Annotated in this window: 25 protein-coding genes; 20 read left to right on the top strand and 5 right to left on the bottom strand. The window is 36.5% G+C overall.

Annotated features, from left to right (window positions below; genetic code table 11):
- Nucleotides 1-195: 195 nt before the first annotated feature.
- From NSQ95_RS12575 to rarD, 3 genes are all read left to right on the top strand, one after another.
- Nucleotides 196-612: a hypothetical protein gene (locus NSQ95_RS12575; protein WP_340883012.1), complete on the top strand. Its 417-nt coding sequence runs from the start codon at nucleotides 196-198 to the stop codon at nucleotides 610-612.
- Between the two features lie 204 nt (nucleotides 613-816).
- Nucleotides 817-1,155 (top strand): hypothetical protein, encoded by a 339-nt coding sequence (locus NSQ95_RS12570; RefSeq protein WP_340883013.1) that lies wholly within the window; start codon nucleotides 817-819, stop codon nucleotides 1,153-1,155.
- A 533-nt stretch (nucleotides 1,156-1,688) separates the two neighbouring features.
- Nucleotides 1,689-2,597, top strand: a complete 909-nt coding sequence (gene rarD, locus NSQ95_RS12565) for an EamA family transporter RarD (RefSeq protein ID WP_340883014.1) — start codon at nucleotides 1,689-1,691, stop codon at nucleotides 2,595-2,597.
- A gap of 7 nt (nucleotides 2,598-2,604) precedes the next feature.
- Here rarD and NSQ95_RS12560 read toward each other — a convergent pair whose 3' ends face one another.
- Nucleotides 2,605-3,405, bottom strand: a complete 801-nt coding sequence (locus NSQ95_RS12560) for an NAD kinase (RefSeq protein WP_340883015.1) — start codon at nucleotides 3,403-3,405, stop codon at nucleotides 2,605-2,607.
- Between the two features lie 157 nt (nucleotides 3,406-3,562).
- On the opposite strand from NSQ95_RS12560, the gene sppA reads away from it, so the two are divergent.
- The 5 genes from sppA (at nucleotide 3,563) to NSQ95_RS12535 (ending at nucleotide 7,959) form a co-directional block, all read left to right on the top strand.
- A complete protein-coding gene (gene sppA, locus NSQ95_RS12555) occupies nucleotides 3,563-4,576 on the top strand; it encodes a signal peptide peptidase SppA (RefSeq protein WP_340883016.1) in 1,014 nt (337 codons plus the stop codon).
- A 12-nt stretch (nucleotides 4,577-4,588) separates the two neighbouring features.
- Nucleotides 4,589-5,170, top strand: coding sequence for an RDD family protein (locus NSQ95_RS12550; protein ID WP_340883017.1), 582 nt, complete (start codon nucleotides 4,589-4,591; stop codon nucleotides 5,168-5,170).
- Nucleotides 5,171-5,205: 35 nt separating this feature from the next.
- A complete protein-coding gene (gene tpx, locus NSQ95_RS12545) occupies nucleotides 5,206-5,709 on the top strand; it encodes a thiol peroxidase (protein ID WP_169360937.1) in 504 nt (167 codons plus the stop codon).
- A gap of 64 nt (nucleotides 5,710-5,773) precedes the next feature.
- Nucleotides 5,774-6,703, top strand: coding sequence for a class I SAM-dependent methyltransferase (locus NSQ95_RS12540; protein ID WP_340883018.1), 930 nt, complete (start codon nucleotides 5,774-5,776; stop codon nucleotides 6,701-6,703).
- Nucleotides 6,704-6,768: 65 nt separating this feature from the next.
- Entirely contained in the window at nucleotides 6,769-7,959 is a 1,191-nt protein-coding gene (locus NSQ95_RS12535; RefSeq protein ID WP_340883019.1) for an acetate kinase, read from the top strand.
- Between the two features lie 6 nt (nucleotides 7,960-7,965).
- On the opposite strand, the gene NSQ95_RS12530 is transcribed toward NSQ95_RS12535, so the two are convergent.
- Both NSQ95_RS12530 and NSQ95_RS12525 read right to left on the bottom strand, forming a co-directional pair.
- Nucleotides 7,966-8,634 carry a GIY-YIG nuclease family protein gene (locus NSQ95_RS12530; RefSeq protein ID WP_340883020.1) on the bottom strand — a complete coding sequence of 223 codons (669 nt, stop codon included), beginning with the start codon at nucleotides 8,632-8,634 and terminating at the stop codon, nucleotides 7,966-7,968.
- Nucleotides 8,635-9,087: 453 nt separating this feature from the next.
- Nucleotides 9,088-9,543, bottom strand: coding sequence for a universal stress protein (locus NSQ95_RS12525; protein WP_298473291.1), 456 nt, complete (start codon nucleotides 9,541-9,543; stop codon nucleotides 9,088-9,090).
- Nucleotides 9,544-9,742: 199 nt separating this feature from the next.
- Here NSQ95_RS12525 and ald point away from each other — a divergent pair, with 199 nt between their 5' ends.
- The 8 genes from ald (at nucleotide 9,743) to NSQ95_RS12485 (ending at nucleotide 16,462) form a co-directional block, all read left to right on the top strand.
- Complete coding sequence (gene ald / locus NSQ95_RS12520) at nucleotides 9,743-10,858, top strand: alanine dehydrogenase (protein WP_340883021.1); 1,116 nt, start codon at nucleotides 9,743-9,745, stop codon at nucleotides 10,856-10,858.
- 68 nt (nucleotides 10,859-10,926) lie between these two features.
- The gene (gene crcB, locus NSQ95_RS12515; protein ID WP_340883022.1) at nucleotides 10,927-11,283 is read left to right on the top strand and encodes a fluoride efflux transporter CrcB; all 357 of its coding nucleotides are present in this window, start codon (nucleotides 10,927-10,929) and stop codon (nucleotides 11,281-11,283) included.
- The gene (locus NSQ95_RS12510; protein ID WP_340883023.1) at nucleotides 11,280-11,633 is read left to right on the top strand and encodes a CrcB family protein; all 354 of its coding nucleotides are present in this window, start codon (nucleotides 11,280-11,282) and stop codon (nucleotides 11,631-11,633) included. The genes crcB and NSQ95_RS12510 overlap by 4 nt, the downstream gene beginning before the upstream one ends.
- A gap of 191 nt (nucleotides 11,634-11,824) precedes the next feature.
- Complete coding sequence (locus NSQ95_RS12505; protein ID WP_340883024.1) at nucleotides 11,825-12,379, top strand: type II toxin-antitoxin system HicB family antitoxin; 555 nt, start codon at nucleotides 11,825-11,827, stop codon at nucleotides 12,377-12,379.
- A gap of 221 nt (nucleotides 12,380-12,600) precedes the next feature.
- Nucleotides 12,601-13,167 carry a signal peptidase I gene (gene lepB, locus NSQ95_RS12500; protein WP_340883025.1) on the top strand — a complete coding sequence of 189 codons (567 nt, stop codon included), beginning with the start codon at nucleotides 12,601-12,603 and terminating at the stop codon, nucleotides 13,165-13,167.
- Between the two features lie 582 nt (nucleotides 13,168-13,749).
- A complete protein-coding gene (locus NSQ95_RS12495; RefSeq protein WP_340883026.1) occupies nucleotides 13,750-14,082 on the top strand; it encodes a hypothetical protein in 333 nt (110 codons plus the stop codon).
- 318 nt (nucleotides 14,083-14,400) lie between these two features.
- Complete coding sequence (locus NSQ95_RS12490) at nucleotides 14,401-15,774, top strand: VanZ family protein (RefSeq protein ID WP_340883027.1); 1,374 nt, start codon at nucleotides 14,401-14,403, stop codon at nucleotides 15,772-15,774.
- 94 nt (nucleotides 15,775-15,868) lie between these two features.
- Nucleotides 15,869-16,462: a hypothetical protein gene (locus tag NSQ95_RS12485; RefSeq protein WP_340883028.1), complete on the top strand. Its 594-nt coding sequence runs from the start codon at nucleotides 15,869-15,871 to the stop codon at nucleotides 16,460-16,462.
- Between the two features lie 1,269 nt (nucleotides 16,463-17,731).
- On the opposite strand, the gene NSQ95_RS12480 is transcribed toward NSQ95_RS12485, so the two are convergent.
- Nucleotides 17,732-18,823 carry a Xaa-Pro peptidase family protein gene (locus NSQ95_RS12480; RefSeq protein ID WP_340883030.1) on the bottom strand — a complete coding sequence of 364 codons (1,092 nt, stop codon included), beginning with the start codon at nucleotides 18,821-18,823 and terminating at the stop codon, nucleotides 17,732-17,734.
- 115 nt (nucleotides 18,824-18,938) lie between these two features.
- Between NSQ95_RS12480 and NSQ95_RS12475 the strand changes: the two genes are divergently transcribed.
- Together NSQ95_RS12475 and NSQ95_RS12470 are read left to right on the top strand one after the other, a co-directional pair.
- A complete protein-coding gene (locus tag NSQ95_RS12475) occupies nucleotides 18,939-19,622 on the top strand; it encodes a metal-dependent hydrolase (RefSeq protein WP_340883031.1) in 684 nt (227 codons plus the stop codon).
- Between the two features lie 61 nt (nucleotides 19,623-19,683).
- The gene (locus NSQ95_RS12470; RefSeq protein WP_169360952.1) at nucleotides 19,684-20,991 is read left to right on the top strand and encodes a DRTGG domain-containing protein; all 1,308 of its coding nucleotides are present in this window, start codon (nucleotides 19,684-19,686) and stop codon (nucleotides 20,989-20,991) included.
- A gap of 35 nt (nucleotides 20,992-21,026) precedes the next feature.
- Here the strand turns inward: NSQ95_RS12470 and NSQ95_RS12465 are convergent, their stop codons facing one another.
- Nucleotides 21,027-21,335: a YtpI family protein gene (locus NSQ95_RS12465; RefSeq protein ID WP_169360326.1), complete on the bottom strand. Its 309-nt coding sequence runs from the start codon at nucleotides 21,333-21,335 to the stop codon at nucleotides 21,027-21,029.
- Between the two features lie 91 nt (nucleotides 21,336-21,426).
- On the opposite strand from NSQ95_RS12465, the gene NSQ95_RS12460 reads away from it, so the two are divergent.
- Together NSQ95_RS12460 and dnaE are read left to right on the top strand one after the other, a co-directional pair.
- On the top strand, nucleotides 21,427-22,359 hold the full coding sequence (locus NSQ95_RS12460; protein WP_340883032.1) for a bifunctional oligoribonuclease/PAP phosphatase NrnA: 933 nt from the start codon (nucleotides 21,427-21,429) through the stop codon (nucleotides 22,357-22,359).
- A gap of 10 nt (nucleotides 22,360-22,369) precedes the next feature.
- Nucleotides 22,370-25,423: a DNA polymerase III subunit alpha gene (dnaE, locus tag NSQ95_RS12455; protein WP_340883033.1), complete on the top strand. Its 3,054-nt coding sequence runs from the start codon at nucleotides 22,370-22,372 to the stop codon at nucleotides 25,421-25,423.
- Nucleotides 25,424-26,052 lie beyond the last annotated feature (629 nt).

Raw genomic sequence — 26,052 nt, 5'->3', positions numbered from 1 at the left:
ATTCTTTCACTAACGGACGCTTTAATAAAAATATAGACATCAAAATGAGCTTAGAGTCACATTTCCGAGCACATTTTTTTGCATTTTTTTATTGGCTATGTTAAAGGCTAGGGTTGTTTCTTTGTGAAGCCATTTAGTTTGTGAAATGTAACACTTAAACTAGCTAGAGAAGTTAAATAAGGGGGCGAGTACTTAATGAAGTGGAAGAAAAGATGGACTGCAATCGTTTTGTTAATAGTACTTCTTATAGTACTAATTGCTAACATAGATACCTCAAAAGAGACAGTTATTTATCACGTTCCTGAAGGATTCAAAGGTTGTATGACAATCTATTATAGTCAAAAAGGACATGAAAGCTTGGAATTGGTGGATAATAAAATAATAATAGATATTCCTAAAGATGGGAAGGTAGTAACTTCTACATCAGAGAAAGAATTCAATAAGATTGGATGGCATAAAACAAGGGCTTATTACGTGGATAATACTGGTGCAAGAATAAAGGAAATACCCAATTCAATGTATCTAAACGGCTCTACTTCCATATCAAATAATGACCCTAAGTCAGCACGATTTTCTATATCGTTTGATGGTAGATCTGATAATTGTCATTAAGTGATAGAAATGGATGTAAACCAAGTTAAAATCCATACATGGCATCATTTCGATGGTCTATTTATATGTCCAAGATATCAAGTTGATCCCAGATATGCTTTGTGAAATGTTACACTTAAACTAACTCAGCAGTTTAGTGGAATAAGAAAATTTGTTAAAAGTACTATATTTTTATCTGAGAATGTTATGAGAAAGGGGTTCGAAGTGCCTATTTATTCAATAAATAATTACGAAAAATTAAAAGACATTTATTTACACGATTCCGAACTTCAAAATATATTGGTTAAGTACAGTAAAAAGGAAATAGAAATAAATCTAAGAACAGCGACGAACCAAGACACAAATGCAAGGGAAATTAAGTTGTTTTTCAATGAGGTAAGAAATTTACACGTTCCAATGCTAGAACCATGGGGAAGTGGCTTTTATATCTACTCAATTGGTTTAGAAGTAGAAGATGAATATATTAAGACTACAATTACATTAAACTCTGGGGACGAAATAAGATGTGTCTCAGAAACAATAGAAACGGATTATTCTTATTAAGCTAACGAGGTGCTTTAGTATAAATGAAATCAAACTATAATGAGCTTGGAGAAAATATCAAAGCTCATTTTTTGTGTCTTAAATTAACCTTTACCTTTAACATAGCCTTTTTATTCTAAAAATAATTTCTGTACTTGGAAGCCGTAGATTTTCTATCTTAACTTATCCAAAGGGAATGGTAATAAATAAATAAATAATAAGATACCCTAACCTTATTATGAAGCAAAACCTATTCAGCAATTGGCTATCAAAGATTCCACACGATCAATTTCTAATTATTGATTGAAGCTGCAGGTGGCGACGCAAGTAGGGCTTATCGCTCCCCCCACGGAAAGCATCCACCGTAAGCGAAAATCAATTTTACTTTACTCATAAAAAAAGCGGTATACCTGTTCCTCTTATCTATTAATTATAAGCGTAGGTGTTTTCTCATGTTAATTTAAAATAATTCTTAATATATTTACTTTAGTTAGATAAAGTACTATAATAATCCTATTATTTCGAGTGTCAAAGTATGTAAAGAAGGTGTCATTTTGAACGCAGAAGAAAAGCAAGGAATTATTGTAGTTGTGTTGGCATATGCTTGGTGGGGGTTCATGCCCATCTATTGGAAGCTACTAGATCATGTTGCCAGTGGTGAAATATTATCTGGAAGAGTAATCTGGTCATTTGTTTTCACATTGTTGTTAGTACTGCTAGGTCGAAAATTTTCTGTTTTAAGAGAAGACCTAAAAAACTTATGGAAGGATAAAAAATCATTTTGGAGTCTTGTTTTAGCCTCCTATTTAGTGACAGGTAACTGGTTTTTATACATATTTGCAGTAAATGAAGGTTATATAGTACAAGCAAGCCTCGGGTATTATATCAACCCGTTACTATCGGTTCTACTTGGTATTATCTTTTTAAAGGAAAAGCTTTCTTTGGCGCAAAAGATTTCCGTTCTAATAGCTGCTACAGGGGTAGTCTTACTAACAATCTCCTACGGAGTGGTTCCTTGGATTGCCATGTTGTTAGCAAGCACCTTTGCATTTTATGGGTTGATCAAGAAAAGAATCACCATCGATCCTTTAAGAGGGCTGACAATTGAGACATTATTTGTGCTCCCTGTGGCATTAGCTTACTTTAGCCACCTGGTTGTATCAGATCAAGCAGTATTTTTCTCAAGTAATATCTCGACAACCATACTCCTTGTACTTACTGGAGTCGCTACTGCCGTACCGCTTGTGCTTTTTGCAAAGGGAACAAAAACGATGCCTCTATATATGTCAGGTTTTATTCAATATATAGCACCAACACTAATGTTATTAATTGGTATCTTTGTTTACGGTGAGAAATTTAGCAAAATAGAGTTTATTTCATTTTCATTCATATGGGCTGCTCTATTACTTTTTACTTTTTCAAAAATAATCGAATTAAGAAGAAAGAAAATGTTAATAGTATAAGTAAGAATTATAGGAACGAACGTTTTACCTTATCCCAATAGCTATTATTTTTTAGTTTAACCGTCTTTACTACTCTATCGCTTAAGGAAAGGGCAACAGTATCCACGTGCTGAATACTTAGCGCCTCGTTATCAGTACTCATGGATGGATAATCATTCCAATCCTGTTGAAGGCGAAGTTCAAGTGTTCGATCGCTGCTTAATATAAACGGAGACCCAAGAGTTCGGTATTCATTGCTATTCATAGATGCAATCTCTGCAACTTGGATGCATCGTAAGAGTGGATCTACGACAGCTCCGTTTAATGACTTATTATAGGCGGAACTTCCAGTCGGCGTGGAAATAACCATTCCATCCCCACGAAAGGTTTCAAAATGCTTGTGGTCAATAAAAATATCTAAAACAAAAGATTTAATGATATTGGAACGAATGGTAAACTCATTAAGACAATAGAATTTTGGGTTGCTATTAACAGATACCTCTAAAACAGGGTATTTACGTACAACAATCTTATCTTTTAATACCGCTTCAGCCATTTTCTCTATGTCATCAACGAAAAAATCACAGTACATATTTAAAGAGTCAGTAGTCGAGATACCCGCGTACAACGTATCTTGTCTAAATCCAGTTTTTCTTACCGCCTGTAAAAAGGTCGCGTCGGATCCGATACTGACGATAATAGAAGCCTCTTCAAAATTTTCCACTGCTACAAACCCATGTTGGTGTATAACTTTTTGTATCGATTCTTTACGTTTTAGAGAGTGTGCGTCATTCTTTGTGTATAGGTAGATATTATTTCTTGAAGTCATAAGCATGCTCCTTTTTATAGGGCTTAGACTGCGAAGCACAGAATCTATTAAGTTTACATGTACTTTTAGTCTATGTATTATTATTTTATCATTTAGTGAAACATTTAGACATTTATAACGTATGTAAGAAGGAAAGAAAAAGGAGGAAATTAGTAATATGAATATGAAACGTTGGTTGGCCATTGTAGGAGCTGCAATTTTGTTAGCCATATCCTTGGTTGTTAATACTGCTTCATCCATATTCTCAACAGATTGGTCTACATTTATGGAAGACGTCAGTTCCACAGCTAATACAGAGTTCTATGAAACAGTCCTACAGCCAGGAAGTATGAATAAACGAGTGGCTGTACTTACAGTAGACGGTACCATTCAAGATACTGGTGGAACTACTAGCTTGTTTGGAACAGAAGGATATAATCATCAATTTTTCCTTCAACAATTAGATCAAGTGAGAAATGACGACTCAGTTAAGGCAGTCGTTCTTCAAGTAAACTCCCCTGGTGGAGGAGTAGTGGAATCAGCACAAATCTATAAGGAAATAGTAGAGATTCAAGAAGAAACCGGCAAACCATTTTATGTTTCGATGGGAAGCATGGCAGCTTCAGGAGGATATTACATATCTGCACCAGCCGATAAAATCTTTGTCAACAAAGAAACACTGACAGGTTCTATAGGGGTTATTATGCAAAGCATAAACTATGGCGGCCTTGCTGAAAAGTACGGCGTGGAATTTGTGACGATCAAATCAGGGCCATATAAAGACATTATGAGTCCAACGAGAGACATGACAGAAGAAGAGCGAGCAATGCTACAAGATATGCTAAATGATTCTTATGAGGACTTTGTTGATATTATTGAACAAGGAAGAAATATGACAGAGGCTGAAGTTAAAAAAGTAGCAGATGGAAGAATATTAAACGGAAGACAGGCCGTGGAGTCTGGTCTTGCGGATGAGCTTGGTTTCTTAGAGGATGCCGTAGCTGCTATTCAAAACGATTATGACTTAGGGGATGCAGAAGTATTTGAGTATGGTTTTTCTCCTAGCTTCTCTTCGTTATTTGCGATGAAGGCACAATCATTTTTTGGAGTAGACATTGAATCTAAATTGATTGCTAAGCTAATTGCAGATAATTCTGCACCAAAAATGATGTACCTTTATGGAAATGAATAAGGAGGGAATACAATGAGTGAGTTAGAACCAAATAACCATGAGCTTGTAAAAGAAAGCCCGCCTGTTCGTCAAACAATGGCCGTTTCGAAAACGGAAAGCTACGTACAAAAGGCTGCTGGTTTTTGGATACGCTTCTGGGCTTATATAGTAGATTTGCTAGTGCTATCTTCTGTAGGCATGCTGTTAATCAAACCAGTTTTCCGCTTGTTCTCATTGGATGTAAGCAGTTCGAGCTGGTATGCTCCAATTTCACTTACAACAGCAATTCTTTTCTATTTGTACTTTGTTCTTATGACGAAGTTCTTTTCACAAACAGTGGGTAAAATGATTTTTGGCATTCGTGTTGTATCTAAAGGAGAAGGAAAGCTAACATGGGGTACGGTTTTATTCAGAGAATGGGTAGGACGTCTAATATCAGTCATACCATTTAACCTACCGTATGTAGTTGCGGCCTTTACGCCACAAAAGCAAGCTATCCATGATTTTATTGCAGATACACTAGTAATACACGAATCTTCCTATGACAAAAAGGAAATTGTAGAATATAAGCGCACTCCTGTTGCAAATGAGTTGCAAGAGACAAACGAATTCTAGTAAGATGAGAGTATCGAAAAGGAGGCTACATAATTATGACACAAGTAACATTTAAAAATAATCCTGTAACATTATTAGGCAAAGAGGTAGAGGTTGGGGAAAAAGCTCCAAACTTTACAGTATTGGCAAATAACCTATCGCCGGTTACTCTTGAGGATTCAGCTGGAAAAACTCGCCTGATTAGTGTAGTACCTTCCCTTGACACTGGTGTTTGTTCAGCACAAACTAACAAGTTTAACGAAAGTGCTGCAAGTCTTGGTGATGATGTTGTTATTTTAACAATCTCTGTTGACCTACCTTTTGCACAGTCTCGTTGGTGTGGAGCAAATGCAGCAGATTCTATTCAGACATTATCTGATCACCGTGACCTTTCTTTCGGGAAAGCATTCGGAATAGTAATGGAAGAGTTACGCTTACTTGCTCGCTCGGTATTTGTAGTAGATAAGAATGGTGTTGTAACTTACAAGGAAATCGTAAGTGAAGGTACTAACCACCCTGACTACGAAAAAGCGCTTGAGGCTGTTAAAGCAGCTCAATAACTAACACTATAAAAAATAAGTAAACCCACTCTATTTCGAGTGGGTTTTCATTTGAGGGATCAGTATGCAAACAAATGTAGAAAAAATCTTTTCATTTATCGATCAAGAAGCCACATATATTGAAGAGCAGGAATCTGCTCCTTATTTAGAAGGAATCGTCTATGCACTTGAGCTATGGCTTGAAAATAAAAAAGCTCCTGACCTTGTGAATCCTAAAAAAGAAGAGATTCGTAAAGCTATCCAGCTCGCTATTTTAAAAGGGATGAGCAAGTCTACTCAAGCAAATCACCAAATGACACCGGACGCAATTGGCTTACTATTAAGCTACTTCGTAAAAGAAATGAACAAGGAGAAAAAGGAGCTGTCCTTTTTAGATCCAGCACTAGGTACTGGAAACCTTTTATTCACCCTAATGAACGTCATTCCGAATACTTCCCATGCGTTTGGAGTTGAGATAGACGAGTTACTTATTCAGCTTGCTGCGCAGGTTGGGGAACTACTGGAGCAGGACATCCAGTTATTTAGACAGGATGCAATTCGTCCATTGATGATTGATCCTGTCGATATAGTTGTAAGTGACTTGCCAGTAGGATATTATCCAGACGAAGAGGCCTCGAAGGATTATTTCCTTCATAGCGAGGATGAAATGCCTTATGCCCATCATTTGTTCATGGAACAAGCGATGAAGCATGTAAAGCCAGGTGGATATCTATATTTTCTAGTCCCAGCTACGATCTTCGAATCAAAGCAAGCACCACAGCTGCATAAATTTATAAAAGAAAATGGCTGGATACAAGCAGTCATTCAACTTCCAGACTCTATCTTTAAGAACAAAGCGCAAGAAAAGAGTCTCCTTATTTTACAAAAGAAAAGTGAAGACTTAAAGGCTCCACGAGAGGTCTTGCTTGCGAAGGTACCAAGTATGACAAATCGAGAAGCAATGGAGCTATTCTTCAAAAAAATCGACATATGGCAAGAAGAAAATAATAGGTAAAATTTGCCCGCCCCTTTTATGCAAGGTACAATTATTGTATCAGTATAAAGAAGGGGCGTTTTCTTATGCCAAATATTTTAGCAGTTAATGCAGGTAGTTCTTCTTTAAAATTTCAGTTGTACTCAATGCCCGAAGAAAGAGTAATAGCAAAAGGATTAATCGAAAGAATAGGATTATCAAATCCTGTGTTTACGATGAACTTTGACGATGAACGTATCCACTTAATAGAGCAAGTAGATAATCACGAACAGGCGGTTAAATTGCTCATTAAAATGCTGATTGATCACAAAGTAATTCAATCGTTAGAAGATATACAAGGAATTGGCCACCGTGTCGTACATGGAGGAGAAACATACAATGACTCCATTTTAATAAACGAGGACGTGATCAAAAATATTGAAAGATTAGCAGAGTTTGCTCCACTTCATAACCCGGCAAACGTTACAGGAATCATAGAATTTCAAAAAGTTTTGCCCAATATACCAGCTGTCGCTGTGTTTGATACTGCTTTCCACCAAACGATGCCTGAAAGTTCTTATTTATACTCGATTCCGTATGACTATTACGAAAAGTATAGTATTCGAAAATATGGCTTTCACGGAACCTCTCATAAATATGTCGCTCACCGAGCAGCAGAATTATTAAATAGACCACTAGAAATAACTCGCCTCATCTCCTGCCATCTCGGAAATGGGGCAAGCATTGCAGCTATTCATAAAGGGAAATCCATCGATACCTCCATGGGATTCACTCCACTCGCAGGAGTAACGATGGGTACAAGATCAGGAAACATTGACCCGGCATTAATACCTTACTTAATGGAGAAGACAGGAAAAAGCGCAGAGGGCATCCTAGATATACTAAATAAGAAATCAGGAATGTTAGGAGTTTCAGGCTTTTCCAGCGACCTCCGCGACATAGTAATAGAGGCAACCAAAGGCAACGACCGTGCCCAGCTAGCACTAGACGTCTTTGCTAACCGAATACACAAATACATTGGATCCTACGCTGCCCGTATGAATGGAGTAGACGCCATCATATTTACAGCAGGCATAGGAGAAAACAGCGAGGTTATCCGCGAAAAAGTACTCTCTGGTCTCCAATTCATGGGAGTCTACATGGACCCAGACCTAAACAAACTGCACGGCAAAGAAGGCTTCATCAACTACCCGCACTCGCCAGTAAAAGTCATCGTCATTCCTACAAATGAAGAGATTATGATTGCTAGAGATGTGATGAGGGTGGCGGGGATGTAGTTAATATTATTTTTTCTTTAACACACCATTTTTAACAAGGTTGTTTAAAGCACCAATGTTTTTAAATCTAAAATAAACACTTAATCTACTTAAATCTTCATTCGTTAAAGAGGAATAATCAATCATTAACTCATACTCCTGATCTAATTTTTGGATCATTGTTTTAGCATATTGTATTTGTTTTTTAGTTAATGGTTTTTCTTTTTTTATAGACTCTTCAACCATTTTTCCTTTGTCGTTTACATCTTTTTCTTTGTTGTTACTAATACTGTAGTTAATTTCATCCGTATATTTACCTGACTTAATCCAATTCATATCATCTCTGTTCAGGCTAAACCATTCACCTTCTAATCTTTTAGAAGAAAAATGCTTATGAAACGCCACCTCTGTCTGGTGGTGATTTCCAGTCTTAATCAAGTAGATAAGTTTGTTCTCAAATGGAAGCTTAATGTTAAAAAGATTCATTCGTTTTTCAATGTGCTTTGTTTTTCCAATTTTAAAAGTGCCATTCATATATTCTTGGACGAAGTACACATACCCCGGAGCATTACCGTCTGGAAAAGGAGATTTAAGTATTGTTTCTAATTCTTCTTGATTTGTTTCAAAAAGATATATTTTTTGAGGTTGCGCAAAAGATAATTCATTTGTTGCCTCTTTAGTGATAGAGTTTTTCATAAATATTCGTTCCACAAGATGCTTAATCAAAAAAACTCACGTCTCTTTCTAATTAAATTCTATAAAATATAGTATTATTTTCCATTATAGTATAATAAAACTCATATTTATAGTTAAATAGTTATGAATGGCATTGTTCTTACTTGATTTTAAGCATTAGCTAGGAGGTTTTAAGAAGGGATAACCAATTGTTGATTGCAGCGGCAGGCGGCGACTCCGGTGGGATGAGTGAGAAAGATAAGACATCACAACCATGTGCGTAAGCGATGGGTGATGGCTTATCGCTCACCCCACGGAAAGCGTCCGCCTAGAGCGTAAATCAACTTCTACATTGTTCTATGTAAAGCATCAACGCCTTCTGCCTACTTACCTCTAGTCCTACATTCAAAATGTTTAAAACAAAAAAAGAGAACCAAGGCATAAGCCATGGTTCTCTAAATTTAATATACTAAATTATGCTTCCAGCACTTCATCTGTACGAACTACAAGTACATCACATGTAGAAGAACGTACAATATACTCAGACACACTACCAATTAAAAATCTTTCCATAGCATTTAACCCAGTTGCTCCACAAATGATTAAATCTGCTTCTACCTTATTAGCTAGATCCTTCGAAATCATTGTCTTTGGTGAGCCATACTCAACAATAATATTTACATTTGCCACTCCAGCAGCAAGAGCTTCTTTTTTATATCCACCAAGTAAATCTTCTGCAAATTTTTGAGCTCTTTCCGCGATAGAACGATCATATGCCTCGATAGCTGCAAAAGAACGAGTATCAATAATATTTACTAAATTTAAAGTTGCGTTATTTCTTTCAGCAATAGAAACAGACTTTTTAAAAGCAAATTCTGCTTCCTTTGAACCGTCTACTGCTACTAAGATTTGATTATATTTTAATGTCATTCTAAATCCCTCCTGGGTTTGTTATACTGTTATATTTCTATACTTAATCTCTAATTCCTGCTATTTCTTAATAGTTATTTAGTCTAATTTGTGAACAAAGGCTAATTATATGAACGAATTGATGAGCAATTTAGAATTATTAATGCTAAAATATACTTGTTTCACTAATCTATTTAATCTTGTTAAAGGGGATATAGACATGCGTATAGGAGTTCCAAAGGAAATTAAAAATCATGAAAACCGTGTCGCAATGACACCAGCGGGAGTTGTAAGCTTAACTCTACATAATCATCAAGTGTTTATTGAAACAGGAGCAGGATTAGGTTCTAGCTTTACCGATGAAGATTATATTGCAGCAGGAGCAACGATTGTTCAAACTGCTCACGAAGCATGGAATCAAGAAATGGTAATGAAAGTAAAAGAGCCCACACATCAAGAGTTTGACTTAATTCAAGAAGGTTCTATTCTGTTCACTTATCTACATTTAGCACCTGAAGAAGCATTAACAAAAGTGCTATTAGAAAAGAAAGTTACAGCGATTGCTTATGAAACAGTTCAGTTGCCAAACAATTCTTTACCTCTTCTTTCACCGATGAGTGAGGTTGCCGGTCGAATGGCTACCCAAATTGGCGCTCAGTTCCTAGAGCAAATCCATGGAGGTAAAGGAATTTTACTTGGTGGAGTTCCAGGGGTTCCACGTGCTAATGTAGCAATCATTGGTGGCGGGATCGCAGGGACAAATGCTGCAAAAATGGCAATAGGAATGGGTGCGAAAGTCACTATCATCGATTTAAACGTGGATCGTCTTCGTCAATTAGAAGATATCTTTGGAAGCAATGTTCAAACTCTAATCTCTAACCCTTACAATATTGGAGAAGCGGTGAAGGAAGCAGACTTAGTAATAGGTGCTGTATTAATACCTGGTGCCAAAGCTCCTAAGCTGGTATCAGAGGATATGATTAAATCAATGACTCCAGGCTCAGTTGTAATTGATATTGCCATTGACCAAGGAGGAATCTTTGAAACTTCTGACAGAATAACAACTCATGATAACCCTACCTATGAAAAGCACGGCGTAGTACATTATGCAGTTGCGAATATGCCAGGAGCAGTTCCAAGAACATCTACTATGGCATTAACGAATGCTACAGTACCTTATGCAGTGCAAATTGCTAACAAAGGGTACAAGCAAGCATGTCTGGATAATCTAGCGCTTCAAAAAGGGATTAATACATTAGGCGGTCATGTTACATTTGCAGCTGTTGCAGAAGCACAAGGCTTACCATATACAGATGTTACAACTCTATTAAAATAACATTACTCAATCACCCAGCTCAGGAGAGTTTGGGTGATTTCTAAATTTCTAAACAGTGAGGTGGAATAGTGAATTATCTATACGTTGGCCTCGCAGGGGGATTAGGAGCAATATGTCGATATGTGATTGGATTTTATATAGCTCCTTCATCTTCTTTCCCTTTTTCCACTTTATTTGTAAATTTAATTGGGTGTTTTGCTCTCGCTTTTATTTTGTCTCGTACAGAGAGATTCTCCTACAAATTACGCCTCGCCTTAGGCACCGGGTTCCTCGGTTCTTTTACTACCTTTTCAGCCTTTAGTGTGGAAACTATACTTTTAGTAGAACAATCCGAATATGCTTTGGCACTGATTTATCTAATATGCAGTATAATCGGGGGCATGATTAGCAGTAATCTTGGATGGAAAAAAGAGGTGGAAGAATGACTCTAATTTCTCTAATAGCAGTTGGTGGAGCAGGATTCCTCGGTGCAATATTGAGGTATTATACTTCTGAAAAGTTAAACAAGTATAACAAGTTTCCTATTGGAACGCTTTATGTGAATTTAATAGGATCTTTTCTACTCGGGTTACTGTGTGGGGTGAACGTGGAAGGAATTTATTATCTGCTCATTGGTATCGGGCTATTAGGAGCACTGACAACCTTTTCAACGTTGAACGTTGAATTGATAAAACTAAAGGAAAAACGAAAACAATACCTTTTTTATTTTATTTCTACTTATGTAGGTGGGTTGTTCGTAGCTTTTATAGGTTACTTTTTTGGAACTGTATTTTAGCTCTAATTTATGGGGTTGCCTGTATTGATTGGAGCGGCAGACGGCGAATCCAGCGGAAAACTATACTACACGAAAACTATCAAATGAGGCTGACACACAACTAGTTACTTAAACTAACACACAAATTAGTTGAAGAAGGATACTTTTAATTTCTAGTTTTTCCTAATAAATAAAGGGCAGGTATAGATGATATGGCATTTGAGAATGTAGTATATCCAGCGTTTATTAAGCAAGAAGAAAGTTTCAATATTCATTTCCCAACTTTGCTTCCAAAGCACGGGTGGGAGACTCCGTTAAGCTATGGTCCCACGAAAAAGGAAGCAATTCAAAATGCAAAGAAGGCCTTAGCTTATTTGTTAGCCGGTGCTCTATATGATAATGAAGATTTACCAAGTCAGGGACAGATTCCTACTAATCTTGTGACGGAAGAGATGGAACTTGTTTTTATTAAAACATCATATAGTGATTATGCAAAAGAAATTGAAGAGCATTTACCATTCCGTCATTGGCATATCTATTTTAACAGAGATGAGAATAGTGATTTTCAAGCTGTTGCATATAAGAATAGACAAGGACTCTGGGATGTAAAGGTAGATGGTGATTTACCTATCGAAATAGCAAAGGAGAAGTTGATACAAGTTTGCCCTACATATCCTGTTATTTGTACTGTACGACGTCGAGTTGAAGCGGAAGAAGCTTTCGATAGTTTAATACTCAGAGTAGAAGAGATAAAAAAGAAATTGTAGATTTTAAATACTGCTCCTATATAAACAAAAATAAAGGCGATTTATATTACCATGTAATAATAATTTATAATTATCCTAAATATGCTTTATGAAATGTTGCACTTAAAATTAATAATGCAGTTTAGTTTAAGTAGCAGGTATTCTTAAAGGAAGGTCGAATAGGTTAATTAATGAATTAATCAAGTACAGCTAAGTGTATAAAAGAGAAAGGGGCGTTGAAAGTGAAAAAAGCAAAAGAAAAAAATGAATTATTGGAATGGGCAAAAGCAATAGGGATTGCTATTTTATTTGCATGTGGTATTCGATTTTTCCTATTTACACCTATTGTAGTTGACGGTGCTTCTATGATGCCCACGTTTGAAAATGGTGACAGAGTAGTAGTGAATAAAATCGGACCAGAATTGATGGATTATGAAAGATTTGATGTTATTGTATTTGAAGCAAAAGAAGATACTAATTATATCAAACGTATTATTGGTATTCCTGGTGACCTCATCGCTTATGAAAACGACGAACTTTTTATTAATGGTGAGAGGTACGACGAACCCTACTTAGAGGAATATAAAAAAGCTTTGATAGACAATGGTACACTTACGGGAGACTTTACATTAGAGGAAAATTTAGGTGAAATAACTGTGCCAGATGGACATTTTTTTGTACTAGGAGATAATCGTCGTAATAGCACAGATAGCAGAGACCCTCGTGTTGGATTTGTTTCGGAGGATAAAATATTGGGTACCGCAAAAGTAGTATTTTTACCTCTAGATAATTTAAAGATAATAAAATGATAAAGTGGTTTGTAAGTGAAATAAGGGAAGATAGTGTTTTTATTAAGCTAACGGGTGCTTCATGTTATAAGGTTAACCAGTTTTTACTGGTTGACCTTATTTTTTTAGGATTTAATATATCAGTAGCCAAGGGTAGGACGTACGGGTGCGTGGGATAATGATTCCATCGGCTAAACTGTCCACCCCCTATTTGTAGAAACAGGTTTGAGGCTGTTTGGGACATAGATCTCGTATAACAGGCGAAGCTATGACACTACAAGGAGGAACAGGGGTACTGGTGAGTTAGTCAGAGGAGAAAGTTAATGAACCAAGTAGTCGGACTGGATAATCACTGGTTACAAGTAATTAAGGGAAAACCTTCCAAAAGATTTTTGGAGGGCTATTTGTCATACGCAAAATAGTATATCATAGGATTAATAATAATTTTAGAGAAAAATATTGACATCCTATTAGCTGGTTTAGCAAAGTATGGCATCATTTCGATGATCTATTTTTATGTCCCAAATATCAAGTTGATCCTAAATATGCATTGTGAAATGTTACACTTAAACTACGTAGCAGGATAGTGAGGGAGGGGATTTTATGAAGAGTAAAAGAATTTTATTGTCGGCTATAACAATTTCTATTGCCTTTTTAATTATTATTTTTATTTATAATTCTTTTTCGTCTGTGTTAACTGTAACTGATTTTACTGTCACTGAAAAAGGGCATTCTAACGATAACCATGAAGCATGGATAAAGGGATTTAACCCCAATTCCCCAGTGGGACAACAAGAAGAGATTAAAGTAATTGTTAGGGAACCAATGGTAATGAATTTAATTCAGAAAGATAAGACATACTTCGTAAATTACACGATAAAAAGAAATGGACTAATTTTTCTTAGTGATATTGAACCTATTGAGGATCACAATTAAGCTTGGCTATTCAACTAACGTCGTGCTTTAGCAAATTATGGCCATCATTTCGATGGTCTATTTTTATGTCCAAAATATCAAGTTGATCTCAGATAAGCTTTGTTAAATGTTACACTTAAACAGGTTTAGTTGAGATTGTGAAGCAATGTACTTAAACTAACGCAGCAGTTTAGTGCAACAAGGAGTATCGTAAGTTTTATTAATTTACAAAGTTGGGAATAAATGTTGAAAAAATAAAAATTCTCTAAATTGGAACTTTTTGCAATTTAATTCTGTTAAAATTATTAGTAATTCCTTAAATCGGAATAGGGGGCAGACATGAGATTAGAAGAAATTATTCAGATGTTACAACGCAATTTATTGTTTGCACTAAGTGCAACAATTATTATTTGCTTAGTTCTTTTTATAGTGTATCGATTTATTTATTTAAAAAAATTTGCTGGAGATAAGCGACTTAAAGGAAGACAAGTAATTGTTTCTTTATTGTTTATTTTATATATCCTATCAGTATGTGCGCTAACGCTACTGAATCGTGGGGCAAATTATGAAGGTAGTGTTAATTTAGCACTGTTTAGCTCGTATCGAGAAGCTTGGTATGATTTTAGTGTACGTGATTGGCAGTATATTTATTTTAATATTGCAATGTTTGTGCCACTTGGTTTTTTCCTGCCACTAATGCATAAACGCTTTTTTGCAATAGGTTGGACGGTACTTGCTGCGATGTTGTCTACTGGATTTATTGAAGCTGTACAATACATAACAGGTGTTGGCATTTTTGAATTAGATGACTTATTTAATAATATATTAGGCGCATTGATTGGCTTTGGTTTGGCGAAGGCTTTCATAGTGAAACGATGGGCGTTACGTGCTTTATCATTGATGCCGTTGTTACTAGTCGTTGGATTATCACTAGGAATGTTTACTTATTATGAGCAAAAAGAGTTTGGGAATTTGTCGATTGTGCCTGCTAATAAAATACAGATGGAAGATGTGGAGGTATCAATGACGCTAACATTCAATGACGAAGGTCCTGTAGCAACTGTTTATAAGGCACCAAGTTTATCGAAGGACGAGGCGCAGCAATATGCCTATGAAATCTTTGGAAAGCAGAAGGTGGATACATCATCAATTGAAATTATTGATTATCAAAATGAGGCGAATTATCGCTATCACGGGGAACCATCGTATTTTATATGGCTTCACTTTTTAGATGGGTCCTATGAAATTACCGATTTTTCAAGTTTTGATGTTGAACATGCTGATACAGATGAACAAACATTAACATTATCACTTCAAGAAATGGGAATTACCATTCCTGCAACCGCACAATTTGAAAGAATGGATGTAGGGCAGTATGAATGGACGGTCAATCAATTCGAAACAGATGGCCAGTTAATTGATGGGACATTGAAAGTGGCTTATTATCAAGATAAAACGATAAAAAGTGTTGTAAATAACATAGTCACGTATGAAAAGGTAAGAGAAATTAAGTTAAAAAGTGAACAACAAGCCTATAACGAATTATTAGATGGGAAGTTTAAGACGTATGATAAAAATATTAAGGAAATGCAAATTCAACAAGTAAAGCAAGCGTATGTGATGGATTCTAAAGGATTTTATCAACCTATTTATGTATTTAGTGGCACAATTAATGGGGAAGAGGCTACCATTTCTATACCTGGTATAGAATAAAATAAAAAGTTAATCCTTTATTTAGCTCTAACCATGTTGTGACATAACCATCCGAATAAACAAGCGGATAAGTCTGAAGATAAAGGGGATTTTTATGAATATAGAACCTAAAAGGAAGGTCTGGGGGAAAGGTTCAGTAGTAATTATTGTACTTATTATAGCTTTCATAACTTGGTATTATCCATTATCGTTTTTTAGCATCCATCAAAGCGTAACATATCATCCTGGTTCGAATACTCATAATGGCAAAACCTACGAAGAAGAGATTGGCGAGTTTAAAGCTGCCTATGAGGAGGATCTAAAAAAGGATTTAGAAAGTGATAATTACAATCCTACGGTAAATCGTACTCAATTTATTCTTCCGATTTTTGAACAAGAATGGCTAATCGGCACGGACTCCAAAACAATTGACAAAGATAAACTGGATAGAATGCTTTTCGATGTACAACAGGCAAGAAATACCCTGTTACACCTTGTTACTGAAGGAGATTATTCCAGAGAAGAAAGGGGATACCTGGTTGATAGTATAAATAATTTCCTGAACTTGGAAGATCGTATTAGATATATTAGAAACGGCAAATATTTTTCGAGAAGTGATTTGCAAAGGATGTTAGGTAATTTACAAGGATATTTCTGGGCAAGTTTTAATAACTATACCACCGTTTTTTATGATGAATCTCATAAATGAAATTTTGAAGCAATCGGGTGCAATTGTTTAATAAGCGTCGCTGTTCTAATTCAACTAACGGCTTGCTTTAGTAAACAGGTAGCTGTCTTTAAGGGTAGCTTTTTCTTACTAGAAAGTGACTTTTTATTTACTTAACCGTCTAAATATAAAAGGGGGTTTAATATGAAGATATTTTGGTTTATAGTGTTATTATTTTTTATCCTTTGGATTATGATATCACATCAATATCCTGAACCAAGTTGGTGGTCTATCTTTACATCGGACCGCTCAACGCATACCCCTCTAATGGAACATCTCTCTTTAATTAAGGTAGCTATTACTACACTAGTTTTTATAAGCTTGGCTTACCTTTTTCGCCGAACACTTCAAAAGTGTGATTAGTAAACATATTTATTTTTTTATTCGTAGCCAACAAGTTTGTGTACTTAAACTAACTGGCGCTTTAGCTAAAATGGATGTTTATTAGTTAATTCTTATTTTCTATTGAATAAAAATTAGGGTTAGCTACAAAACGGCATAGGAGGAAGGACTAGTATCCAATATAATGTAGCTTTTAATATACCAACCTATACAGATGATGAATCAACCTTTCCAAAGCCAGTAATCGGAAATTACGATTATTGGACTGCATTATTCGAACACTTTTTAAAAAGTTCAGATACAATTGAAATTCATTGTTGGAATGAAGAGATTGAAACTATTTCAGAGATTAAATCTCTCTATAAAAATGAATTAGAAATTGTTAAAGGAGAAAATCTCACTATATTTAGGTGGCGAAAGCACTCTATCGTTTCAGATTATTTATTGAATGACTATTTAAATAAAATAGGAGAATTCAAGTGGTTCACAGTTAATTTAGACAAGGATATGATGTCTGTGTTTCATTCGGGACACTGGGGGACGGAATTCTTTGTACCTAATGCATTAAAAAGTGATGTTGCATTAATCAAAAGTGTAATTCCCGCTGAAACAAGTTTTCATCAAAATTAACAATTCCTTATTCAAGTAACGTTGCGTTATTTGAAGATGAAAAGTGAAGTAAAATGAGCCAGGAGAAAATATCCTAGCTCATTGTTTATGTGTATTTAAAATCACCCTTTACCTTTAAAATAGGAAATAAAAAAACGTGAAATCGGCAGTTGATTTCACGTTTTTACAAATTTTTAAAGCTAGTTTCTTTCTTGTGGAAATCTCTCCATTCTAGTTGTTTGGAGAGGAGGCTACGTCTTCTGGGGTAACAGCGAGATAAGTAACAGTCTCCTGTTTATTTTAAAGTACTTGCAGCTCTTTCGGGAATTTAGTTAACACTTCAACTCCGTCAGCAGTAACCACTACATCATCCTCAATACGTACGCCCGTAATATCTGGGTGGTAAATACCAGGCTCGATCGTAAATACCATTCCTTCTTCTAATACCATTTCATTAACACCTGTAATCGAAGGGAATTCATGAACTGAAATTCCTAAGCCATGACCTAGGCGATGCGTAAAGTATTCACCATAGCCAGCCTCCGTAATAACATCACGAGCCGTTTTGTCTAATTCCATAGCAGTGACACCTGGCTTCACTGCGTTTACAGCTGCCATTTCTGCTTTAAGTACCGTTTCGTATACTTCTCTTTTTTCAGGAGAAGGTTCGCCGAAAGCTACCGTACGAGTTATATCAGAACAATAGCCGTTATACACTACACCAAGATCAAACAGGATGAAATCACCCTTTTGAATTTTGCGATCTCCTGGAGTTCCGTGAGGAGAAGCAGTCTTCGGTCCACTTAATACCATCGTATCAAATGACATTTGAGCTGCGCCTTTTTCTTTCACGGCTAACTCGATAGCATTTAATATTTCTAGCTCCGTTTTACCTTCAGCAATCTCTTTACAACCGACTTCAATCGCATAATCTGCTAGCTCAGCTGCTTTACGCATATTAGCTAATTCTGCCTCGGATTTTATAACACGTAGCTCATTAATCTTTTCATCTAAACGATTGATTTGAAGGGAAGAAAATCTTTTCGTTATTGCTTCTAATCTTTCAACCGTCATATGAGATTTTTCAATTGCTAGGCTCTGAATGGATTGTCCGCTGTCTTTCACTGCTGACGCTAATACGTCCCATGCATTGTCTGTGTCCTGATGGCCAATAATAGTCCCTGACCATCCAGCTGCTTTGGCATCCGGCATCTCCATTTTAGGGCAAATGATAAACGGGGGAGCATCTTTAAATATCATTACTCCAAGTAAACGTTCGTGCGGATTGCTTTTAAATCCGGTAAAATAGAAGACGTTATCAGGAGTAGTTACGAAAGCAGCGTCTATGCTGTTAATTTGTAGGTATGACTGAATTTTTTTTATAGATTCCAAGTAAAGCACCTCTTTTTTATTTATATTATAAGGATAGCAGAATAAAGGAATTCTTGCATTAACGTTGAATGAACAATAAGTAGATTTAAAATATTTTTTAAGGAGAGATGTCAAAATGAAAATTAGCTATCATGGACACTCAGTAGTAAAAATTCAAACAAATTCTCACACTATTTTAATTGACCCTTTTATAACGGGGAATGAAAAAACAGACTTAAACGCAGCTGAACAACAAGTGGATGCTATTCTTTTAACACATGGCCATGATGACCATGTCGGAGATACAGTGGAGATTGCTAAAAAATGCAATGCCATTGTCGTAGCACCTTTTGAGCTGGCAAATTATATACAATCTAAAGGGGTAGAAGTGCATCCTATGGGTATCGGAGGCGAACGTGAATTTGAGTTTGGAAAAGTAAAATTTACTCAAGCTTTTCATAGCTCTTCTACTACAAATGAGGAAGGCCAGGTCATTTATTTAGGGATGCCTACTGGTATTCTCTTCAGTGCAGAGGGAACTACCCTATACCATGCTGGGGACACTGGTTTATTTGGTGATATGAAGCTTATAGGTGATCGACACGATATTGATGTTGCTTTCCTTCCTATAGGTAGCAATTTCACAATGGGACCAGAGGATGCGGCGTATGCTACAGAATTACTTCAGCCTAAAATTGTAGTTCCTATTCACTACAATACTTTTCCACCTATCAAACAAGATCCAAAGTACTTTGAAGGCTTAGTTAAAAAGGCAGAGGTACAAATACTTTCAGCTGGAGAATTTGTTGCACTCTCCTAGGATAAGAAAATTATTAAAATGTGTTACAATAAGCGTATAACTAACGTTTGGATGTGACTACATGACAACAAAACATGAGCAGATTTTGGCTTACATTGAAAACCTTCCCGTTGGTGATAAAATATCGGTTAGGCAAATTGCAAAAGATTTATCGGTAAGTGAAGGAACAGCTTATAGAGCCATTAAGGAAGCAGAAAATAGAAGAATAGTTAGTACTATTGAACGAGTGGGTACGATTCGTATAGAGCTTAAGAAAAAAGAGCACTTCGAACGTCTTACATTTGCAGAGGTAGTTAATATAGTAGATGGACAAGTACTTGGTGGTAAAGCTGGGTTATACAAGACATTGAACAAATTCGTTATTGGTGCCATGCAGCTGGATGATATGATGCGCTACGTAGAGCCAAGCAATCTATTGATCGTTGGTAATCGTTTGAAGGTACATGAGACTGCTTTAAAGGCTGGAGCTGCAGTATTAATCACGGGTGGCTTTGATGTTTTGGAGAACACTAAAAAATTAGCGGATGAGCTAGAACTTCCGGTTATATCCACGAGCTATGATACCTTTACAGTTGCCACGATGATTAATCGAGCGATTGACGACCAGCTTATTAAGAAAGACGTTTTACTAATTGAGGATATATATGTACCACTAGAAGAGACGTCTTATTTATACGCAACAGACCTTGTAAAACAATACAGAGATTTAAATAATATGACCTCTCATGGGGGATTCCCTGTAGTAGATCGATCCAATAAGCTCGTTGGAATAGTGACGGCTCGTGATGTCATCGGAAGAAATAGCAATGAGATGATTGAAAAGGTTATGACCAAGAATCCTATTGCCATTACGATGAAAACGAGCGTTGCTTCTGCTAGCCATCGTATGATTTGGGAAGGAATAGATCTTCTACCTGTTGTTAAAGAGAGCAATTATTTAGAAGGTGTCATCAGTAGGCAGGATGTATTAAAGGCCTTGCAGGCTGCTTCTCGACAGCCTCAAAACGGTGAAACAATTGATGATATAGTAAAGCAGCAGATTAAAGTAGTTTCATCTGAGGAGTTCATGTTTGAATTTGTCGTGACTCCACAAATGACGGACCACTACGGGGCGATGTCTTATGGGGCCTTTGCGATCCTTTTAACGGAGACAGGAGCACAAGCGTTAAAAATTAAAAAGCGCGGTGAATCTGTCGTTGAAAACATGACGATTTATTTCACTAAGCCTATTCAATTAGAAAGTATCCTGCGCATCCAAGTGAGGGTATTAGAAATGAGTAGGAAAGTAGCGAAGATGGATATTGAGGTTTTCCACGATAAACAATTAGTTGGTAAGGCTATGGTCACTTATCAATTATTAGAAAGATAACGCATAATATAAAAAAGATGCGGCATTTTGCCGCATCATTGATTTAAACTAAGTTCTTCTTGTACAAACTGACCGTAGTGTTTGGCTGCTTTATAATGATGGTACATAAAATACCCACCGATTAATACAAAGATAATAGATACTACATAAGTGAGTGTTGATTGATAAATCAACATAAAGTTAAAGCCGAAAAACAATATAAACGCTCCAAGACAAACGGAAGCCTTCGCAGTATACCATTTTTTGCGAATAGGAAGTGTTGCACGAAGCTGTTTTGTTTTAAAATAAAAATACCATACAAACGAGACGATTATACCTAAAACTAATATTCCATTTAATATCATGATGTACCTCCAATAAAAGTAATGCTATTTTTATTGTAAAGGTAAACTTAAAAAAAGGCGAATAGTAATGCGTCTCTATGGAGGAAAAATTATGAAAAGACAAATCATTGACACAATCGAGAGCTATGACAAGATTATTATACATCGCCACGTTAGGCCAGATCCCGATGCATACGGGTCTCAAATCGGCTTAAAGGAATTACTTGCTTTAAATTACCCGAACAAAAAAGTATGGGCAACAGGCACGCATGATAGTACATTAGACTTCCTAGCAAAGCCTGATACTGTTACAGACGAGGACTTTAAGGATGCACTAGTTATTGTGACGGATACAGCCAATACAGAGAGAATAGATGACAGTAGATATAATTTAGGTAAATTTTTAATCAAAATAGATCACCATCCAAATGAAGATGCATACGGAGACCTATTATGGGTAAATACAGAGGCGAGTTCTGTAAGTGAAATGATTTGTGAGCTTTTCTTCGATGGGGAGGAATATAAGGGATGGAAAATGGATTCGACTATTGCCCGCCTATTATACGCAGGAATTGTAGGGGACACCGGAAGATTTATGTTCCAAAGCACAACAGAACAAACAATGCTTTATGCAGGTAAACTGATCTCCTACGGTTTTGATCGAACAGAACTATTTAATGGTATGTATGAAGTAGAGAGCAACATGCTTCAGTTAAAAGGCTATATTTACGCTAATTTTGAAATGGAAAATGGCGTAGGACATATGAAGTTAACAAGAGAACTTCTGCAAAAATACCAAGTGTCAGAATCTGAGGCTTCCTTATTGGTAAGTGCCTTGTCAGACGTGAAAGGGATGAAATGTTGGGTTTTCTTTATAGAAGACGAAAAGGAAATCCGTGTTCGATTACGTTCCAAGGGCCCAGTTATTAATGGAGTGGCTAAAAAGTATGGTGGCGGTGGACATCCTTTGGCTGCTGGAGCTACTGCTTATTCATGGGAGGAAGCAGACGAAGTATTAGAGGACTTAAAAAAAGCTGTAAATTGAGGTGTTATGAATGCAAACAGTATATCCCCAAATTGTAACCTCAGCGGATATGCTGAAAAGTACAATTCAATTGGAGCAGCTCATTGAAAAGCTGAAAAAAAATAATACAAAGGTGGCAGCCATTACAAATAGTATGTTGTATGGTGTGTTGCCTTTTTGGCATACGCTTATTAAAAATGAAATACAGCCTGTCATTGGGCTAACCATCAAGGTGCAGCTAGACAATGGCACGGTGTCTTTAGTAGTTTATGCTGAGAATAATAAAGGCTATGAAAACATCTTAAAAATTTCAAGTGCAATGGAAACGAGAGAGCTAGATTTACTACCAAAGAAATGGCTGAGTGCATATAGAGAAGGATTAATAGCTGTGTATAAAGCGGATCCCTTGCTCTCAAAAGATAATCTGATAGAGCTAATGGCCATATTTAAACTGAGTTGCTTATTCATTGGGATAGAGCGTCCTAGCGGCAAACCGACGGAGGAAGAGAGTTTTGTTAGAGAAATAGCAGAAGAATTAGATATTGCACTTACTGTTTATCACGAGTGTCGGTATGTAGATAAAGAGGATGCGTTTGCATTTGAAGTGCTGCATGCAATGGACCAGTCTGTAAAGATGACTGATTTTCAAAGAAAAAAACCAAAGCCAGACTCTCACGTGCTTTCTTACGAGGAATGGATAGAATGGTTTGCAGATGTCCCAGACTGGATCTCTAACACAAAAACAATGTTAGAGCGTTGTATGGTTGTATTCGATAAGAAAAAGCATATAATGCCGAAATATCCTTTGCCAGTAGATGTGAATGCCAAGGATTATTTAATATCTCTTTGCGAGGAAGGACTAAAAGAGCGAGTTCCACTATATACCCAAGCTTATTTAGACCGTTTGCAATATGAAATAGACGTTATAAGTCAGATGCAATATGAAGATTACTTCTTAATCGTCCAGGATTTCATGAAGTATGCAAAGCGTTCCAATATTTTAACAGGACCGGGAAGGGGTTCCTCTGCCAGCTCCCTTGTAGCTTATACTTTATATATTACAGATGTAGATCCTCTCCAATATGGACTCCTATTTGAACGATTCTTAAACCCTGAACGTATCACGATGCCCGATATAGATATTGACTTTGCTGACTCAAAAAGAATGGAAGTAGTTCGCTATGTAGCGGAAAAATATGGACAAAATCATGTTTCACAAATTATTACATTTGGTACCTTGTCAGCGAAAGCAGCTGCCCGTGAAGTAGCAAGAGTATTTGGATTTGAGGCTAGCACCATGAACGCCATTTCCTCGTTTATACCTTCCAAACTAGGAATTACTTTAAAAGAGGCTTACGACCATTCACCTAAACTAAGAGAATTTATCCAAACAGAAGATATGCGTAAAAAATGGTTTGAAGTTGCTCTAAAATTAGAGGGACTACCAAGAAATGCATCTACCCATGCCGCAGGAATAGTGTTATCCCCACAACCTTTAGTAAATACTGTTCCAATTCAAAAGGGGCATGATGAGATTTATTTAACGCAATGGCCAATGAAGGAAGTGGAGGAAAAAGGCTTATTAAAGATGGACTTTTTAGGATTGCGAAATCTAACAATAATTGAGCGAATTCTTAAATCGATTCATGTTAAGAAGTCTTCTATTTCTTTAAAGGATATACCATTAAATGACGAACGGACGTTTAGTCTTCTTCAAAAAGGCGATACAACGGGAGTATTCCAGTTAGAGTCAGCTGGTATGCGTAATGCATTAAAACAAATTAGACCGACTAGATTTGAAGACATTGTAGCAGTTAATGCACTATACAGACCAGGCCCGATGGATAGCATCCCTTTATATGCAAAACGTAAGCTTGGAAAGGCACCTATTACTTACGAGCACCCAGTTTTAGAGCCGATATTAAGGGAAACATATGGAATTATAGTGTATCAGGAACAGATCATGCAAATTGCCTCCAAAATGGCTGGCTTTACATTTGGCGAGGCTGACTTGCTTAGAAGAGCCGTTAGTAAAAAAAATAGAGAAGTTTTAGAAAAGGAACGTCATCACTTCGTCCAAAAAGCCAAACAGCTCGGTCATGAGGACCAGGCAGCCACTTCTGTTTATGATTTAATCGTCCGTTTTGCAGATTACGGGTTCCCAAAAAGCCATGCGGTTGCATATAGTGTCATTTCTTATCAAATGGCGTATTTAAAGGCTCACTATCCATTAGAGTTTTACGGAGCTCTCTTAAGTACTGCGATAGGGAATCAGGAAAAGATTAATCAGCTTGTAATCGAGATGAAACAAAGAGGTATAGCTGTGTTACCTCCTTCTATTTTTAAAAGTCAATCATCCTTTAGTGTAGAGAACAATGGAATTCGCTTTGGCCTTCAGGCGATAAAGGGGATTTCGTATCCATTCACGCAAAAGCTTCTACAGCAAAGACATAAACGTCCAGCGAAATGGGAAGATATTTTTGACATGGCTTCTGATTTGTCTGCTGTATTCTTTACTAGGAAAAATATCGAGCCACTTGTAAAGGCTGGAGCTTTAGATGAATTTGGAGTGGAACGTTCTACGTTATTAGCAACTATAGATGCTGCCGTAAAATATGCGGAGCTTGTCAGTCCTACAGAGGAAACAGATTTATTTGAAGGAGACTCTTCTCCTTTCGGAAAATCAAAATATATTAAAATGGATCCGTTACCAATTATGTCAAAATTAGAATTCGAAAAAGAAGTGCTTGGTCAATATTTTTCAGAGCATCCAACAGTCTCTAAGAAAAAGATGGATAATAACATCCAGCATATTTGGGATATTCTACAGTCTTCGAAAGATTCTTATGTGAAGGTTATTGGAATGGTGGAGGATATTAGAAGGATCCGGACAAAAAAAGGAGAAGCAATGGCTTTTGTCACCGTCCAAGATGATACCGGGACTGTTTCTATCACCTTATTCCCGGATGATTTTGCTAAATTTAATACCCTTTTAAAAGAACAAGCTATTCTTTTTATAGAAGGTAAGAAAGAGAGCAGGAATGGCAGAGTCCAAATAATTGCGAAGAATTTATCTGTCTGTTGATTACTAATATGTTCAACAATTTTGGATATGGTTACCTAGTGTGAAAAAGATAAGCCACCACGTGCGCATAGCGACGGTGATGGCTTATCTTTTTTGTTGTTCATAAGGCTATTGTTAAAGGGAAAAATGGTTTTGAAAGCATTTATTACTCTATTATGAACAAAAAAGATTTTTTTTCGAGAAAGGCCCTGCAATAGTATTCTAGGAGGATTAATTCAAAAGACTTTTACGAATATAAACAGATTTTTATTGCTTTTTTATGTGAGTTAATCCTCATAAATATAGAGCTTTAAGTAATAAATATATTTCCTACTTATTGATTGGAGCGATAGACGGCGACTCCAGCGGGAGGAGGGAGACAGATAAGACATCACAACCACGCGCGCAAGCGATGGGTGGTGGCTTATCGCTCCCCCCGCGGAAACATACTAACATTAGTAGTACAAACCAAAGGCCATGGTTTGTGCTACTATTTTTTTATAGTAGAAGTGAAGAAAAGCCGCCCGGACGCTGGGATCTTTGAATCCGTATCGGAAACCGGCTAACTTCACAACCCTATTAGAATCAGTTTAGTATGTTGGATCCTTAGAGACCGTGTAAGAAAAGGGAATCGTTAGGGCGATGTGAAG

Origin of the sequence: Psychrobacillus sp. FSL W7-1457 (assembly GCF_038593405.1) — a bacterium.
Classification (GTDB): Bacteria; Bacillota; Bacilli; order Bacillales_A; family Planococcaceae; genus Psychrobacillus.
The sequence above is the reverse complement of the archived record's forward strand: the minus strand, read 5'-3'. Positions and strand labels throughout refer to the sequence as shown.